The following is a 17,107-nucleotide window of genomic DNA, read 5'->3' as shown; positions in this document are numbered from 1 at the left end:
CTTATCAGTAATTTGCAATCATAAAACTGTGAATAAATAGCAACATGCAATAAAAAAATTCAGAAACTATTGATATTCATCGTATAAAAATAAGCAATAGACATTTTTATACTTTTTAATCAATCATCAACGCAACATTGATTGTTAGTGATATGATAGGCAGGAATCGCAGCGGAGCCAAATTTTTCGTGCAAATTTCACATAAATCCTTTCGAAATATTGGTCTAATTGGGCGACCAGATAAATATTCTGTTGTAGAAACGTTATGTTTAATCCATGATCATTTGATCACTTTGGGTTTAAATCCTGTTTTTGATCAGGAAACATCTAAACTTGTACCTTATAGCCATGGGCAGACCGTAAGCCGCAACCTGCTTGGTGAGGTGGTCGATTTAGTGATCGTAGTGGGTGGAGATGGGTCGCTGTTACATGCTGCTCGTGCACTAGTTCGACATAATACGCCAGTCATTGGGATTAACCGTGGTCGATTAGGCTTCTTAACTGATATCAAACCTGCTGAAGCGATTTTTAAACTTGATCAAGTTCTACAAGGTCAATTTCAATTAGATCGCCGTTTTTTACTGGAAATGGAAGTTCGTACCAACGGTGAAACGATTTATGATGCGATTGCATTAAATGACGTGGTTTTGCATTCTGGCAAATCGGTTCACATGATTGATTTTGAGCTGAATATCGATGGTCAATATGTCTATCGTCAGCACAGTGATGGTTTAATTGTTGCGACCCCTACAGGTTCAACTGCATATTCACTTTCAGGTGGCGGACCAATTGTACACCCGAGTATGGATGCAATTGCTTTAGTACCGATGCACCCGCATACATTATCCTCTCGTCCAATCGTTGTCGGTGGGCAAAGTGAGATTAAAATCGTTATTCGAGAAAATCGTGTTTTACCAATGGTGAGCGCCGATGGTCAACACAGTGTTGCACTAAATGTTGGGGATAGTGTGCATATTCGCAAACATCCGTTTAAACTTAGCCTATTACATCCGCCCGGTTATGACTTTTATATGGCATGTCGTACCAAATTGGGGTGGAACCAAGACTTTGAATCTTTTCAGCAGGACGACTCATGAATATTGAACAAATGCTCGCTATTTTAAATCCTGAGATTGTTGAGCGTCTAAGAACTGCCGTTGAAATTGGTAAATGGCCAAATGGTATTGCTTTGACCAAAGAGCAGCGCGAAATTTGTATGCAAGCCGTTTATGCGTGGGAAATGGAAAACCTTCCAGAAGAGCAGCGTAGTGGTTATATCGACCGTGGTACAAAAGAAGAAGGCGAGGAATGTGATGATGACCATCACAAAAATGAACCTGAGTTTAAACCGATTCGATTTGTGTAAACCGATTGTCTAAAAAATGCTCCTAAATATTAAGGAGCATTTTTTTATTGTTCTTTAAACTTATTAACGATATTTAGAGGTTGTGAACAATTTCTTTACCGTCTGTATCAATGAATAATGGCTAAAACATAAAGCTGCAATAAAATGAGACAAAATTTGTCATAAATAGACAAAACCGTCTGAGCATGTGGTTAATTTTTTCTGTAAAATGCGCGTCAAGTTTAAAAGAACTCAATAAAAAGTATGCTTAACACGATTCAGTTTGCTTTAGAACAACTTGGCTTAACTGCCCAAAAACGCGCCATTCATATTCAATTTGCCAATCAAGCGCTCAACACAGAAGTGTTTCTACAAAAAATACAAGGTCAGCATGCCATTAATCAGGGCGTAACTGCGGAACTGATTTGCTTATCAACCAATGCCACCATCCCACTAAAACAATTCATTGGCTCTCAGGTCGCCGTTGATCAAGTGACCGACACAGGCACTTTATTTAGAACCACAGGTATTATTACCGAAGCTGTGCAAGGACAAAGTGACGGTTCACTGACCCTATATAAACTTAAACTCCAAGATGCCACTGCACTGTGGCACAAACGCCGTAACAGCCGCGTGTTTATGAATAAAACCGTGTTGGATATTATTCAAACCCTTTTTAAAGAATGGCAACAACGCAGCCCCTTATTCGCATCCAGTCTTACACTTGATATCAGCGGCGTGACACAAGACTACGATGTCCGACCCTTTGTGATGCAAGCCAATGAAAGCGACTATGATTTCATTACACGACTGCTCAGAAGCGAAGGTATCAACTGGCTCATCGACGAAGCCCAACTCAACGTTGCCAACAGCAATAGCCCGATCCAAGCCCAAAAACTCCGCTTGATCGATGACAACAACCAATACCAAGCCCTTGCACGAAGAAACATCCGCTACCACCGCAGCAGTGCCACCGAACAATACGACAGCATGACCAGCCTCATTGCGGAACGCTCTCTACAACCCACCGCAGTGCATATCCAACGCTGGCAAGCCGATGCCTTAGAACAAGAAGATGGGGCAGGCAGTGTACAAAGCAAACATCGGCATAGCGAACAACACGACAATGCCAGCTTGGGACTCGAAGACGCATGGCACTTCACCCCAGCATGGATGCAAGACCTCAAAGGCGAAGATGGCGCAACCGCATCAGGCAACAACCAAATTGAAAAACTCAACCAAAACCTCAGCCACTACCACGATGCCCAAGCCAAACAATTTATTGCCCATACCACCGTACGCGATAGCCAAGTGGGCTACTGGTTTAAACTGAACGAACACCCAGAGATCGACCAACACAGCGGATCAGACCAAGAATTTCTGATCATCGCTAAAAACTACTACAACCAAAACAACCTACCCAAAGACTTAAACCAACAAATCCAAAGCTTGATCGATCAAAGTCAGTGGCAAAATAACAATACCAACTCAGCAGAACGCCAAGCCAACCAACTGACGCTACAACGTCGCAGCATCAAAACCGTACCCGAATACCAACCCCTACAACACCGCCCAGCAGCCCATCCACAACGCGCCAAAGTGGTAGGACCATCAGGTGAAGAAATCCATGTTGATGAATGGGGCAGAATCAAAGTCCGCTTTCTGTTCACTCGAAATGACGACCACCAACACGATGGCGGCGCAGGCAGTAACGACAACGATACCGATTCAGCATGGGTGGATGTCCTGACCCCATGGGCAGGCGAAGGCTACGGGGCACGCTTCCTGCCACGTATCGGTGAAATCGTCGTCATCGACTTCTTTGACGGCAACATCGACCGACCTTATGTCACAGGACGACTACACGAAGCACAACGTAGTCCGACTAAATTCGATGACCAAGGACAACTCCCAGACACCAAGAAACTGGCAGGGATAAAGTCCAAAGAATACCAAGGCTCAGGTTACAACCAACTGCGCTTTGACGACACCACCGGACAGATCAGTGCACAACTACAAAGCAGCCATGCGGCAAGTCAACTCAATCTCGGTAAACTGAGTCATCCCAAAGCTCAAGCAGAAAGCGAGGACCGAGGCGAAGGTTTTGAACTCCGCACTGACCAATGGGGAGCGATTCGAGCAGGCGAAGGCTTACTGATCACCACCCATGCTCAACAACAGGCACAAGGCGAACATCTCGAAGCACAAACAGCCAAACAACAACTAGAAGGCAACCAAAGCAACGCCAAAGCCCTGAGTGAAGTGGCGAAGAACCAACAAACCGATGAGCTGGAATCGATGGGGAATTTAAAAGAATTCTTTGAACAGATACAGCAAGATATTGCACGTTTTAATGAGGCTGTACTTTTATTAAGTTCTCCGAATGGGATTGGATTGAGTACAGCAGAAGACATACACCTTTCCGCAGATGGACAACTGAACCAATTTGCAGGCGATAGCATTAACCTAACTACACAAAAGAATTTAATCGCCCAAGCCAGTCAAAAGATCAGCTTATTTGCAGCACAAGGCGGGATTAAACAAGTTGCAGCAAAAGGCAAGTTTGAGCTACAGGCACAAGGTGATGGGGCTGACTTCATTGCCCGTAAAGATATACAAATCATTTCGACTGAAGATGCCATCTATATCACTAGTCCAAAGGAGATTGTATTTAAAGCGGATAGTTCAGAGCTTAAGCTGAATGATTCAGGGATATTTCCAACTACAGGTGGCAAGTTTGAGGTGAAAGCTGGGCAGCATTTGTTTATGGGTGGACAAGCTGCGGGCGTAAATATTAAAGGTTTACCAGCTTTAGAGATCTTTGATGAGCAGTTTTCACTGAAATTGCCTTCAGGTGAACCTTTCAAGGAAATTGATTACAAACTCACTTCAGGTGATGACTCTTTTATGGCTCTAACGAATAAAAAAGGATGGACCAAACGTATTCATTCACCGCAAGAAAAAGAGCTTAAATTAGATTTAAACTGGATAAATTTACAAGTCGATCCCGACACGACAGAAGATCAGGAGTAGAGTGTGACTGGGACTTTAGCGTGGCAGAGTAATACCAACACAAGTGAAAATAGTTGTACCTCGGTGCAGTGTGATTGCATTACTTTTTGGGAGGTTTATCAACAGCAATCGATTATCAGATTATCCAATCTGCAAGATCGAAATACTAATACTTATAGATTAGAACCTGGTTATGAAGCCCGGGCTCGTCGAATAGCTTCTGTTTATGCCAAGATTTATTTGGAGACTGAAGTTTCAGGCAATCGTTTATTGAAAGGGCGTTATTACTGGATGGGATTAGGCGCTTTTGCTTCAAAAACAGTTGCTGCTGTTTTTAAGCACGGATTAACACGGTATGGATATTGGATTCCATCGGACAAAATTCGTAATCCAGTACATGCTTTTGCAAAAGGAAATCTATGGTTATTTATGGATATTGCACCATGGCATTATGCATGGAGTGCTTCACCTGTTTCATTTAACCAATGTAAAACACAACGAGATGTTTCTAACTTTACACATATTAAGAATGAGGTGATGAATTTACCTTGGTCAAGTTGCCTTCCTCAAATCAAGAATTTGTCCGTAACTTCGGAAATCAACAAGGCTTTTGTTTTTTTGCAAGAAATAGAAAGAGTTTTTAAACAGGGCGGGGCTAGGCAAGATAAATTTAAACGGGCGGAAGGACCCTTATTCAAACATTTAATGGCAATCGCAGTACAAGAGCAATATAACATTTTACAAGAGATCGTTTGGAAAGATAGTCAAGTTCAAACAATGGCTGGGATACAACGTATTACTAAAACCCCAGATAGTACTTTAGTATTATCAAGTGATTATAGTGTTAGAGCAGTTAAACCTGACAGGTCAGGAAAATATAGAGGGGAAAATGCAGAGCAGTTAGCCAGTTTACCTGAGGAACCTTATAGTACTCCTTTAGAAGGAACCAAAGTAGAAGACTATGACAGTCGAATGAAATGGATTAATAAAGCGGCGGAGAAATATCATGATTTAATGCGACATGAATTGGGTAGAGCCTTTTTAGAACAAGAATTACTAATAATATCTGGTTGGGGAGGAAGTTCGGCTGACTTTAATGTAGGGAGAGACAGTAATGATGGAAAAATATAAGCAACTGATTTGTGTGTTTCTATTTGGATGGGTATTAAGTGCCTGTCAGCCTCACTCTAAAGCTCAAGAGAATCAATATATGAATAATCAAAAAACTGTTAATTTGCATTTAGGTCCGCAAGGTGTACAAGATTTCATGACATATACTGATGGAAAGGTTGATCAACAACCTGCAGGTATGAATTTCATGGATTTGGATTGGAATCCGCCAAATTTGGGTAAAGTCAGAATTGAGCATGGTGTCAACAGCCTAGAATTAGAGCATGTATTTTCAGTTATGGGAGCCCAATTGGCAAATGATCCGAATATAAAAGGAATTAAAAGTATTGTAGTCAATGCTGGCCTAACCCAAGAAGAATTTGTAGAGCCAGAACAAGCATATGCTGCTTATGTAGAGTTAATGCAGAGAATTAATAAGGCAGGTTGGAAACAATATTTTTATCGTTTTAGTGGGAGGATTGCTAAAGAAGATAATATAAAATACATTTTGGATAGAAAAGAGGTAGTTGACCCAAACTATATTTTGAGTTTTAAGGAATGGCAATACATTTTTAATGAAATCCCAACAGAATCATTTGGCTATCGACTTTATGTTAATGGTGTTTTATTAACTTTTACTTTAGATCGAACCTCAATTAATGAAAAAAAACAAGAACAGTATATGCTTAGATATAGTTTTCAGACAATTCGATATGATGAGCGTAATAGTATAACTGGTTCTTATAAGATGGATGCGAATGAGATAGAGGAAGCATTTAAAAAGATGCTTGAAAGAAATAAACAAGCTCGATTATATGAAGAGAAAAAGTTGAAAACAGAAGGTTATAGAATAGATGAAAGCTATAAAGACCCAGATGTTTGGCCTTATGTGAAGTAGTCATCTTGTCGTTGATTAGATTTAATCAATAAAGAAGCGATTTCACTGAGAAATCGCTTCACTCATTTTAATTTAAACGACTATCCCAAAGCTGTTTTGCTTTTGCCATCGCCTCATCGTGGTTATTGAATACGCCCATGGTATAAAGTGCAATTCCCATGGTTTCTATGATAGCCATTTCCCCATATTCATGGGTTTGTTCGCCCAGCCAAACAGCTTTAAATACCGCAAGATCAAGCTCTTCTTCAATTGGGCTGCGGTCAGGCGTTAGTTTTGGTAACTCATGCTCATAAAGTTCGCCATTTTTTATTCCACAAATTAGGGTTTTAGCATCAGGATTGCGTTCAAACTCACCACCTTCGCCTTTGATCACCGTGCTATTTTGATAACCTAAACGAAAAGCGGTTTGTTGATGAGAAGTACGATAAGCAGGATGGAAGATGGCTTGTAAAGTTGCCTTGGCATTAAATGGATTAATTAAACGTGCAAGCGTATGAATTGGAGAGCGCAAACCCATTACATTTCTCAGTGAAATCAGTTCGCTTAAAATAGGTGAAATTGTTTCAAGGGGGAGGTAAGCAAAATTATGAGTTTCTAATTGTTCTTTAACATCTTGTTCATTTTGGCAAATAGAATAGCCTAAGTACTGTAAAACTTGTTCGGTATAAACACGGTTAATCGTATGGCCCGATGCACCATGCATTACGATTTTATAACCATGATGAGCCAAAGTTAGAGCCGCTAATAAAAACCACGGATAATGTTTACGTTTACCTGCATAGGATGACCAATCCAAATCCGCTTCAAGGGGCTGAAAATTGAGTTGATCGCGGGTTGCTTGTACAAAACCAGCAAGTTCATCGACAGATTCTTCTTTGACGCGTAATAGCATCAAAAATGCACCGAGTTGAACATCAAGGACTTCACCTTTCAAGATCATGCTAAAAGCTTGATAAGCTTCTTCATAGCTGAGTGAGCGAGACCCTGTTTTTCCTTTACCCAAGATACGAACATACTGTGCGAAAGGATGCTCTGAAGTTTTATAGATATTTCGTTTTGTATTCATGGTCAGATTGAAGTCATCGCTAGGAGTAAAATTAATATGACATAAAAGTGGAGTGTTTAGCGAAAAAAATAAGTTGGGCTGCTTAATCATTAAGCAATTGTGCTTCAATTTACATGATTGCAAATAAAATAATTGACCGAATGAGTCTTGTGATTTGATGTAAAAGGAACATGACAGTACGCTTAAAAATCATTAGCATGGCTGCGGAGTAATTTTTTAAGAAAAATGAAATCGAAAGGAAATAATGATGTTAGCTTACGATGCAGATTTGGAACTCTTCCGCGATAACTTTAAACGTTTTATGAGTGAGCATATTGCACCTCATTATGAACAATGGGAACGTGAAGGACTTATGCCACGTTCGGTTTGGACATTATTGGGTGAAAATGGCTTCCTCTGTGTAGATGTACCAGAAGAATATGGTGGTTATGGTGTTCCAACACATTATTCACTGATGTTGGTTGAAGAGTCTGCTCGTGCGGGATATTGTGCATTATCGACAGGTATTTCATGTCATTCTGAAATCGCCGCACCTTATATTCAACATATTGGCACTGAAGAACAAAAGCAGTATTGGCTACCAAAAATGGTATCAGGAGAAGTGGTTGGTGCAATTGGTATGACTGAACCGGGTGCTGGTTCAGACTTACAAGCAATGCGTACTAGCGCGATTTTGCAAGATGATCATTATCTATTAAATGGTTCTAAAACATTTATTTCCAATGGTCAGCATGCCGATGTAGTCGTGCTTGCAGTAAAAACTGATCCTCAAGCGCGTGCTAAAGGTGTCTCTTTAATGCTCGTCGATACACATTTGGAGGGTTTTAAGAAAGGCACAAACCTAGACAAAATCGGCTTACATTCGCAAGATACTTCTGAATTGTTCTTTGACAATGTCAAAGTGCCTAAAGATCAATTATTAGGTAATGCAGGTTCAGGCTTTGCGTACTTGATGCAAGAGTTGCCGCGTGAGCGTACAGCGATTGCTTCTACAGCATTGGGTGCGATTCGTGGTGCGATAGATCTAGCAACTGCTTATGTGAAAGAGCGTCAAGCGTTCGGTCAGGCTATTGCTCAGTTCCAAAACACGCGTTTTGTATTGGCTCAAGCCAAAATTGATGAGTTAGCGACAGCAGCATTCTACAATCAGAATGTGGCTTTATATAACGAAGGTAAGTTGGATGTCGAAACTGCGGCTGCACTCAAGAGTTTTAGTACAGACATGCAAATGAAAGTTGCTGATAACCTACTTCAACTATTTGGTGGTTATGGTTATATGAGCGAATATCCAATTTCACGTTTCTTCACAGATGCTCGTATCCAGCGTATCTATGGTGGTACCAATGAGATCATGAAAGAAATCGTGGCGCGTGGGTTAATTGGTAAAGCTTAATTTAAGAATGGATAACGTTTGAATAGCGATTTAAACGTGTAAATTGAGTTGAATCAGTTAATCTGATTCAACTTTTTTATATTTAAAAATATCATTTTATGGGGGATAAACTTGTTTCAAAATCAGGAGTTTATTTCGGCACTCGCAAATGAAGAGTTTTATTTACATGTATTGTGTGAAGAAGATGCTAACGATGTATATGAGGCGATCATAGATTCTCTAGCTCATTTGCAGAAGTATCCCGCAACAATTCCTTGGGTATTAAATAAACAAAGTTTAGAAAATACGAAATTATATTGTCAGACCGTGCAAGATAACCTATCAAAAAATAAGGATGTCGTGTTTGTTATTCGACATAAGAAAACAGAACGGTTAATTGGTCTGGTTGGGTTGCATAATATCTGTTGGGAGATACCTAGACTAGAAATTGGTTTTTGGGGAAACATTGTATTCAATAAACAAGGTTTGATGAAGCAGGCGATACAACGCTTACTTGAGGCCTTACAGGTGCATTATAATTTTAAACGTATAGAGGCTCTTGTTGATCAAGAAAATCAAGATGCGAGAAAGTTATATGAGCGCCTTGGTTTCCAATTGGAAAGGATCATGCGAAATGCGCTTAGAAACCCAGTTGATCGGTCTCTGCGCCATTTATGTATCTATACGATCCTAACGGAATAATTCTTATTTTTCTTAGATATAAATCACAGGATTGTTTTGTTGTTTTTGGTGGGTTTAGATTGTATTGACTTTTTTTTTGAATATTGATCCCATCGTAAAAGAGTTAAAACTCAGCGTGTTTAATGTGTGAAAGTCTTGTTATACTAGCTGAATTGAACAATTCATTGATGAATTGTAATCCATTCTTATAGATGATTTTGCTGAGGCTGCATTCAATGGTAAACGATGGACAAAACACATCGACTTCACTCAATTTAGAACAAATTCGTAACGATATTGATAGTGTTGATCAACAAATCCAAGAGTTACTCAATCGTCGCGCTACGCTGGCAGAAACTGTCGCTAAAGCGAAGTTTGCAGCCGAAGATAATCCTTTGTTTTATCGTCCAGAACGTGAAGCTCAGGTCTTACGTAAAGTAATGGAACGCAATCAAGGCCCTTTATCTGATGCAACCATGGCACGGTTGTTTCGTGAAATCATGTCTGCTTGCTTAGCGCTCGAAGCACCGCAAAGTATTGCATTCTTAGGGCCTGAAGGTACATTCACACAATCAGCCGTACTTAAACACTTTGGCCAAGATGCAATTGTGCGCCCTTTGCCGACCATTGATGAAGTGTTCCGTGAAGTTGAAGCGGGCAGTGCACATTATGGTGTTGTTCCTGTTGAGAACTCATCGGAAGGGATCGTGAACCATACCCTTGATTGCTTTAAGGCATCGACTTTAAATGTGATCGGTGAAGTTGAACTGCGTATTCATCATCAATTTCTTGTTTCTGAAAATACCCGTAAAGACAGTATTAAACAGATTTATGCACATCAACAAACCTTGGCGCAATGTCGTAAATGGTTAGATGCACATTATCCTGGTGTAGAGCGTGTAGCCTTAAACTCAAATGCAGAAGCGGCACGTCGTATCCGCAATGAGTGGCACTCGGCTGCCATTGCGTCTGATATCGCAGCAAGCATGTACAATCTTGAGATTTTGCACAGCAATATTGAAGATAATCCTGAAAATACAACGCGTTTCCTAGTGATCGGTCGTGAGAAAATTCCTCAAAGTGGCAATGATAAGACCTCTTTGTTGATTTCAGCACATGACCGTGCAGGTGCTCTATTAGAAATACTTGCACCATTTGCAAAGCATCAGATCAGCTTGACCAGTATCGAAACGCGACCAGCACTGCCTGAAAAATGGGCTTATGTGTTCTTTATTGATTTAGAAGGTCATATTGATCAGGAAAATGTCGCTGCTGCACTCGATGAAATTCGTCCGATGGTGAAAGAGTTGCGTGTACTCGGTTCTTATCCAATCGCTGTTTTATAATTCTGTTTGATCGTGTGGATAGATGGTTTATACATCTATCCATATCAAAATCGTCTTATTGGGCAAACATCTTTTATGTCTCAACCACCTATTTCTAAAGTATTGTTTAAAAAAGTCGCTTTTATTGGGCTTGGGCTGATCGGTTCTAGTCTTGCGCGTGTGATTGTGGCAGAACAACTTGCAGCTCAAATTGTGGCTTCAACACGCTCAAAAAAAACATTAGCTGACGCACTCGCATTGGGTTTGATTCAACACGGTTATGAAAATCCTGAGGAAGCAGTTCAGGGGGCAGATTTAATTGTGCTCGCACTTCCTGTGCGGGCAACACAGAAAGTCCTTGAGCAGATCAAGCCTTTTCTTGCGGAAAATGTCATCATCACAGACGTTGGCAGCACCAAGGGTAATGTGGTTGATGCTGCAAAAGCAGTTTTTGGTGAAAATCTACCAGCTGGATTTGTACCGGGGCATCCGATTGCAGGCGCAGAACATACGGGTGTACATGCGGGCAAAGTTGATTTATTCGCAAATCATAAAGTGATTTTGACGCCACTTCCAAGTAGTGCGGATTTGGCAGTTGAGAAACTGATTCAGCTCTGGTCAGCGGCGAAAGCAGAAGTGATTTGTATGGATGTGACCAAGCATGATGAAGTGTTGGCTCATACCAGTCATTTACCACATTTGATGGCATTCAATTTGGTGGAACAACTGGCGAATCGTGAAGATAATTTAGATATTTTCCGTTATGCTGCGGGCGGTTTTAGAGACTTCTCACGGATTGCAGCCAGTGATCCGCAGATGTGGCATGACATTTTCTTTGCCAATAAAACTGCAATTTTGAATGCTGTTGATGGTTTTGAACAGCAATTGTCAGTTTTGAAAAAATTGATCGAACAGGAAGATTCTCAAGCGTTGATGGGTTTACTTGGCCATGCCCAAGCCGCTCGTCAACACTTCAACCATATGTTAGCCAACAAACCTTTGATGGAGAAAAATAAGGTGACACAGCAATTTAGCATTTTACCGGGAAAGAAAACATTCTCAGGTAAATTCACTGTACCGGGTGACAAATCTGTGTCACATCGCTCTATTATGTTTGGCGCTATTGCCGAAGGCACAACGCACGTTACAGGCTTCTTGGAAGGTGAGGATGCATTAGCGACTCTTCAAGCGTTCCGTGACATGGGAGTTAGCATTGAAGGTCCTAAGAATGGTGAAGTCACTATTCATGGGGTCGGTATGCACGGTCTAAAAGCACCGGCAAGCGCATTGTATATGGGTAATTCGGGTACCAGTATGCGTTTATTGTCAGGTATGCTTTCAGCGCAAAAATTTGATTCGGTGATGACGGGCGATGCATCGTTGTCTAAACGTCCGATGGAACGTATTGCCAAGCCACTTCGTGAAATGGGTGCGCAAATCCAAACCACAGGTGAGAAAGGTACACCGCCAGTCAGTATTTCGGGTAGCCAAGCGTTAAAAGGCATTCAGTACAACTTACCGATGGCTTCTGCTCAGGTGAAATCAGGGATTTTATTGGCTGGCTTATGGGCAGAAGGTGAAACTTCTGTGACTGAACCTGAACCTACTCGTGATCATACCGAACGTATGCTACGTGCCTTTGGCTATGATGTGAAAACAGAGGGCAATAAAATTTCCCTCGTTGGTGGCGGTAAATTAGTGGGTACGGATATTCAAGTACCTTCAGATATTTCCTCGGCTGCGTTCTTTATGGTCGGTGCTGCAATTACTGAAAATGCAGATGTTGTCCTAGAAGCCGTGGGGATCAATCCAACACGTACGGGTGTAATTGAAATCCTTAAGCAAATGGGTGCAGATATCAGCGTTGAAAATGAACGTATCGCTGGTGGTGAGCCGATTGCGGATATTCATATCAAAGGATCGAGAACATTAAAAGGTATTCACATGCCTGAAGATCAAGTGCCTTTAGCAATTGATGAATTCCCAGCGTTATTTATTGCTGCTGCATGTGCAGAAGGGCAAACCGTTCTTACTGGTGCGGCAGAACTTCGTGTTAAAGAATCCGACCGTATCCAAGTGATGGCAGATGGTTTGAAAATCATGGGGATTGATTGCACCCCAACTGAAGATGGCATCATTATCGAAGGTAAAGGTAAGTCAGGTGATTGGTCAGCAATCTTTACAGGTGGTGAAATAGAATCACATCATGATCATCGTATTGCCATGAGCTTTAGTATTGCTGGTTTACGTACTTCAGGCGAGATTACCATTCTGGGTACAGAAACGGTTGCAACAAGTTTCCCAACCTTTACTGAACTTGCAAATACAGCGGGTTTGGATTTACAAGTTGTGAATCCATAATACATTTTGCTTAACGCTAACAGTGATCACATTTGAACTAAAACCGAGTTAAACAATTAGCTCGGTTTTTCTTTTTTATTGTTTAGCTTGTAAATATCACTGCATAAAACTCCGCTTGAAAATAAGTATTTAACGACAAGATCTCGATTGAAAAAATATCGATAAAAATAGCCAAAGTGAGAAATTATTGAATGATAGGAGTGTTTTTCAATAAGAAAAATATTAAATATAGAAATGATTAGAAAATTTTACCAAATGTTCTTTGCAAAGAATAAAAAGACAGGAATAATGATAGGAGCGCTGTATTTTCCTATATTTCGAGATATAAAAAGGATAGTGAAATGGAACTTGATCGTTTTGATAAACAAATTCTTGAAGTTTTGACACATGAAGATGTAAATCTGAATGAATTGTCAGAACGCATCAATCTATCGGTAAGTTCTGTCCATCGCCGTATAAAAAACTTGATTGAATCAAAAGTAATGGGGCAGCTTAAACGAGAAATTAACTTCAATAAATTAGGCTTTAGCTTGCATATTCTTTTACAGGTCTCATTGAGTAAACATGACAGCGAAACTTTTGATAAGTTCTTAGCCGAAATTGAAGACATCCCAGAAGTGACGAATGCTTTTTTGGTCACGGGACAGAGTGCTGATTTTATTTTAGAGCTTGTTGCACGTAATATGGATGACTACAGTGAAATTTTGTTACGGCGTATTGGCAAGATTGATAGTGTAGTTGCTTTACATTCAAGTTTTGTGATCAAAGAATACAACGTATTTAACTGTTATAAACTTTTAAATAAGCTATAAAAAAATGCATCTAAAAAGATGCATTTTTTTCTGATTCTCTAATGATTAAGTATCTAGCTGAGCTAATACTTCATCAGAGAATTCAACATTGGTATAAACGTTTTGAACGTCGTCTAAATCTTCAAACATATCAATCATTTTCATGATGAGCTTAGCTTGCTCAATGTCTGTAATTTCTGCTTTGGTTGATGGGCTCATCACAACTTCTGCATTATCCGACTTTAAGCCAGCAGCACTTAACGCATCTTGCACGTCACCGAAACTTTCTGGTGTTGTGATGACTAAGATTTCATCTTCAGAAACCTCGATGTCTTCGGCACCTGCTTCTAATGCTGCATCCATAATTTGGTCTTCTAAAGAAACATCTTCAAAAGTAATTTCGCCGCGTTTAGTAAACATGTAAGCAACGGAACCAGAAGTACCTAAGTTACCGTTTGTTTTAGAGAAGCAGTGACGGACATCTGGCACGGTACGGTTTAAGTTATCGGTCATCGTTTCTACGATTACAGCAACGCCACCTACACCATAACCTTCATAGGTCACTTCTTTTAAATCATCATTATCGTCACCACCAGCACCGCGTTGAATCGCACGGTTGATGGTGTCACGTGTCATATTCACCGAAAGTGCTTTCTCAACTACAGCGCGCAGACGGGGGTTGCTTGCCGCATCTGGACCGCCTAATCTCGCAGCGGTTACGATTTCACGGATGTATTTGGTAAAAACCTTGCCGCGACTTGCATCTTGTTTGGCTTTACGATGCTTAATATTGGCCCATTTTGAATGACCCGCCATGGAAGTAACTCCAAAAAATTAAAACTCAAAAAGTGACTGAATATTAGCATAGCCATGGTTTCGTTGAAAACTATCGGGCCCTATATTCAAATCTAAAATCTTGCTCAACCTTCAAAGATTGATCAAATAAGGGCGATTACTTAGTTAATTTTTACGTCTATTCCATATTCAGCATAAAGTGCTTTAATTTGTTCTAAGTCTTGTTGTAGATCGGCTGGATAAATTTTACCTAGGATTCCACCTTGCTTTGTACGTGGGTTGGCGTACATCAAAATAATCGGTACATTGGCTGCTTTGGCGATATGCCAAAAACCTGTACGAATAGGTTTACGTTCTTGACTACTTTTAACACGTGTGGCTTCAGGTGCGATCACAAGGTTGAAGCTGTCGTTCTGGTTAAAAAGATCAACCATTTGCGTCACGATATCTTTGCTGGCTTTACGATCAACAGCAATTCCACCGAGGCGTTTCAAGACTGGTTTTAAAGGACCTTTGAATAGTTCTTTTTTGATTAAAGTATGAATTTTTAGTTCTAAAATCTCAAACAACGCAAGAGATAAGATGGTATCTAGATTAGACGAGTGCTCAAATCCAATGATGACCTGCTTCTTTTCTAAAATTGTTGGATCAACATTGTATTGCCAACCTGTTGCTTTAAAGATGGATTTTCCTAAAATTTTTCTCATGGTTATCATCATTACAATTTCGTGTCAGCAGTGTAATATGAGTTTTGAGGAAAATATATATCCGAATATTTAGGATTTGTTGATGTAATTGGCTAACGAAATCCAATAACAGTATAGTGATAAAGTAGAAAAACCCTCTAAACGTATAGTTTAGAAGGTTTAATATTTGGTGGGCCCACCGTGACTCGAACACGGGACCAACGGATTATGAGTCCGCTGCTCTAACCAACTGAGCTATAGGCCCTATAAGATTAAATCATATTTGGTATGATTTATTGTTGCCTGATCTTAGTCAAATTTAACTTAAATTACAAGCAGATGATTTTATCAAATCACTAAAAATAGTGTGTAAAATCAAAACTGAGCTGATTCTATCTGATGTTCATGTGTTGAGTAAAGACAATATTGTGCAGTTTTGATCATTTTCAAGCCATCCAAACTTCATTTTATCTTGGGATATGGATGCGATTAGGTCAGGATGGTTCAATGCTTATCCATCTTTGATTTGCGGTTGAATGGTTTTGTGATTTAATAAATACATGAACAACAAATAAAATGAGAAGAATATGAAAATAGCGTATCTAGGTGGGTTTAAGGACGGAGAGGTACTAGTAGTTCCAGTAGAGTTGAGTGACCCTGTACAGCTCAATTGGGTAATTCAGCACGATGATGTGAGGAAAGCAGAGCAGGATTTAGTTGATCATTCAAATAGGGATTTCACTTTGACCATGAAGAAGAACCTGATCAATTACCATTTAATGTTGCTAAAGAAAGATAAAGAAACTCGGTTGTTTTATGTAGAAGAGGACTTATCAAAAGTAAAAATTTCAGAACGGATGAATGAACACTGGGAAAAATCTCATTTGGTCGGTTTTGATTTTGATTAGTCAATTTTATTGCTAATAAAATCTTTATTTTGAATAATCAAGATATTATTACAAACTAAAGTATGAGTGATTTGATTGATGTGCTATTAAATTAAGCTAAAATGTTATTTTTAATAGCACATGTCAATTTTAAATAATGATTTAAACCTCTGCTTTAGTAATAACTCGCGATAATCACTGCACTCCTTTCATCGGGTAGGGGCTCTACTTTGATTTCAGTTATACTGTTTTTCTGTGATTGATTATTTAAATCTTCTAAAGATGTTGATTGGTTATTTATTTTCTTAAATAAATCGTTAATTCTCTCACAATCAGGGTTGTGGTGATGGGTTGTACAAGTATCCTCAACAATATTTCCATTGATTTGAATGGTTCCCGTTGCAAAACTGATCGTCGAAATTGATATTAATGAGAGTGCTAATAATAGTTTATATGTTTTTTTATACATAATTATTTCCTTTTATCTATGTATATATTATTAATTAACATGGAAATTATTATGAAGGCAATATCGAAATAAAATATTGATTAAATTAATTTTTTAAATGTGATGTGGTTTTGGTTTTATCTTTTTATTGAGGGTTTTGTCTACTTTTTGTTTGTGACAACTACATCACGAATTTTATTTTTATTGTGAATTTTGGATTTATAAGGGATTTTAATAACCTGAATCGCGGATAAGAAATTAGCTTGAAAAAAAGGTGGCTGAAAACCATTAGGGAGTTACCACACAACCTATGCCTTCAGCCACCATGTT

15 protein-coding genes and 1 tRNA gene are annotated in these 17,107 nt (G+C 39.6%); 11 read left to right on the top strand and 5 right to left on the bottom strand.

From position 1 onward, the window contains the following. Positions 1-188: 188 nt before the first annotated feature. The 5 genes from MMO38_RS07220 (at position 189) to MMO38_RS07200 (ending at position 6,365) form a co-directional block, all read left to right on the top strand. Positions 189-1,097 (top strand): NAD(+) kinase, encoded by a 909-nt coding sequence (locus MMO38_RS07220; RefSeq protein WP_004670736.1) that lies wholly within the window; start codon positions 189-191, stop codon positions 1,095-1,097. Next, on the top strand, positions 1,094-1,366 hold the full coding sequence (locus MMO38_RS07215; RefSeq protein WP_004670737.1) for a DUF1315 family protein: 273 nt from the start codon (positions 1,094-1,096) through the stop codon (positions 1,364-1,366). The genes MMO38_RS07220 and MMO38_RS07215 overlap by 4 nt, the downstream gene beginning before the upstream one ends. 243 nt (positions 1,367-1,609) lie before the next feature. Next, positions 1,610-4,378, top strand: a complete 2,769-nt coding sequence (locus MMO38_RS07210) for a type VI secretion system Vgr family protein (RefSeq protein WP_241323091.1) — start codon at positions 1,610-1,612, stop codon at positions 4,376-4,378. A gap of 3 nt (positions 4,379-4,381) precedes the next feature. Then, entirely contained in the window at positions 4,382-5,488 is a 1,107-nt protein-coding gene (locus tag MMO38_RS07205) for a hypothetical protein (protein ID WP_241323090.1), read from the top strand. After that, entirely contained in the window at positions 5,472-6,365 is an 894-nt protein-coding gene (locus tag MMO38_RS07200; protein WP_004670740.1) for a hypothetical protein, read from the top strand. The genes MMO38_RS07205 and MMO38_RS07200 overlap by 17 nt, the downstream gene beginning before the upstream one ends. A 67-nt stretch (positions 6,366-6,432) precedes the next feature. Here MMO38_RS07200 and MMO38_RS07195 read toward each other — a convergent pair whose 3' ends face one another. Beyond that, the gene (locus MMO38_RS07195; protein ID WP_241323089.1) at positions 6,433-7,431 is read right to left on the bottom strand and encodes a glycosyl transferase family protein; all 999 of its coding nucleotides are present in this window, start codon (positions 7,429-7,431) and stop codon (positions 6,433-6,435) included. Between the two features lie 247 nt (positions 7,432-7,678). Here MMO38_RS07195 and MMO38_RS07190 point away from each other — a divergent pair, with 247 nt between their 5' ends. From MMO38_RS07190 to MMO38_RS07170, 5 genes are all read left to right on the top strand, one after another. Continuing rightward, on the top strand, positions 7,679-8,824 hold the full coding sequence (locus MMO38_RS07190) for an acyl-CoA dehydrogenase family protein (RefSeq protein WP_004670742.1): 1,146 nt from the start codon (positions 7,679-7,681) through the stop codon (positions 8,822-8,824). Between the two features lie 111 nt (positions 8,825-8,935). Next, on the top strand, positions 8,936-9,505 hold the full coding sequence (locus tag MMO38_RS07185) for a GNAT family N-acetyltransferase (protein WP_004670743.1): 570 nt from the start codon (positions 8,936-8,938) through the stop codon (positions 9,503-9,505). Between the two features lie 215 nt (positions 9,506-9,720). Further along, positions 9,721-10,830 (top strand): prephenate dehydratase, encoded by a 1,110-nt coding sequence (gene pheA, locus MMO38_RS07180; RefSeq protein ID WP_004670744.1) that lies wholly within the window; start codon positions 9,721-9,723, stop codon positions 10,828-10,830. A gap of 75 nt (positions 10,831-10,905) precedes the next feature. Beyond that, positions 10,906-13,170, top strand: coding sequence for a bifunctional prephenate dehydrogenase/3-phosphoshikimate 1-carboxyvinyltransferase (locus tag MMO38_RS07175; protein WP_241323088.1), 2,265 nt, complete (start codon positions 10,906-10,908; stop codon positions 13,168-13,170). A 341-nt stretch (positions 13,171-13,511) separates the two neighbouring features. Then, a complete protein-coding gene (locus MMO38_RS07170) occupies positions 13,512-13,982 on the top strand; it encodes an Lrp/AsnC family transcriptional regulator (protein ID WP_004670748.1) in 471 nt (156 codons plus the stop codon). A gap of 45 nt (positions 13,983-14,027) precedes the next feature. Here the strand turns inward: MMO38_RS07170 and MMO38_RS07165 are convergent, their stop codons facing one another. The 3 genes from MMO38_RS07165 to MMO38_RS07155 all read right to left on the bottom strand — a co-directional run bounded on the left by MMO38_RS07165 (position 14,028) and on the right by MMO38_RS07155 (position 15,707). Beyond that, positions 14,028-14,777 carry a YebC/PmpR family DNA-binding transcriptional regulator gene (locus tag MMO38_RS07165; RefSeq protein ID WP_241323087.1) on the bottom strand — a complete coding sequence of 250 codons (750 nt, stop codon included), beginning with the start codon at positions 14,775-14,777 and terminating at the stop codon, positions 14,028-14,030. 140 nt (positions 14,778-14,917) lie between these two features. Beyond that, positions 14,918-15,475 carry a 1-acyl-sn-glycerol-3-phosphate acyltransferase gene (locus MMO38_RS07160; RefSeq protein WP_241323086.1) on the bottom strand — a complete coding sequence of 186 codons (558 nt, stop codon included), beginning with the start codon at positions 15,473-15,475 and terminating at the stop codon, positions 14,918-14,920. Positions 15,476-15,630: 155 nt separating this feature from the next. Next, positions 15,631-15,707: transfer RNA gene (locus MMO38_RS07155), tRNA-Ile, on the bottom strand. Between the two features lie 322 nt (positions 15,708-16,029). On the opposite strand from MMO38_RS07155, the gene MMO38_RS07150 reads away from it, so the two are divergent. Next, positions 16,030-16,350: a hypothetical protein gene (locus tag MMO38_RS07150; protein WP_004670753.1), complete on the top strand. Its 321-nt coding sequence runs from the start codon at positions 16,030-16,032 to the stop codon at positions 16,348-16,350. Positions 16,351-16,504: 154 nt separating this feature from the next. On the opposite strand, the gene MMO38_RS07145 is transcribed toward MMO38_RS07150, so the two are convergent. Then, positions 16,505-16,798, bottom strand: coding sequence for a type 1 fimbrial protein (locus MMO38_RS07145; RefSeq protein ID WP_241323085.1), 294 nt, complete (start codon positions 16,796-16,798; stop codon positions 16,505-16,507). Positions 16,799-17,107 lie beyond the last annotated feature (309 nt).

This window comes from Acinetobacter sp. NIPH 1852 (assembly GCF_022549455.1).
Classification (GTDB): domain Bacteria; phylum Pseudomonadota; class Gammaproteobacteria; order Pseudomonadales; family Moraxellaceae; genus Acinetobacter.
Note: the sequence above shows the minus strand (reverse complement) of the source record. Positions and strands in the feature narration are given on the sequence as shown.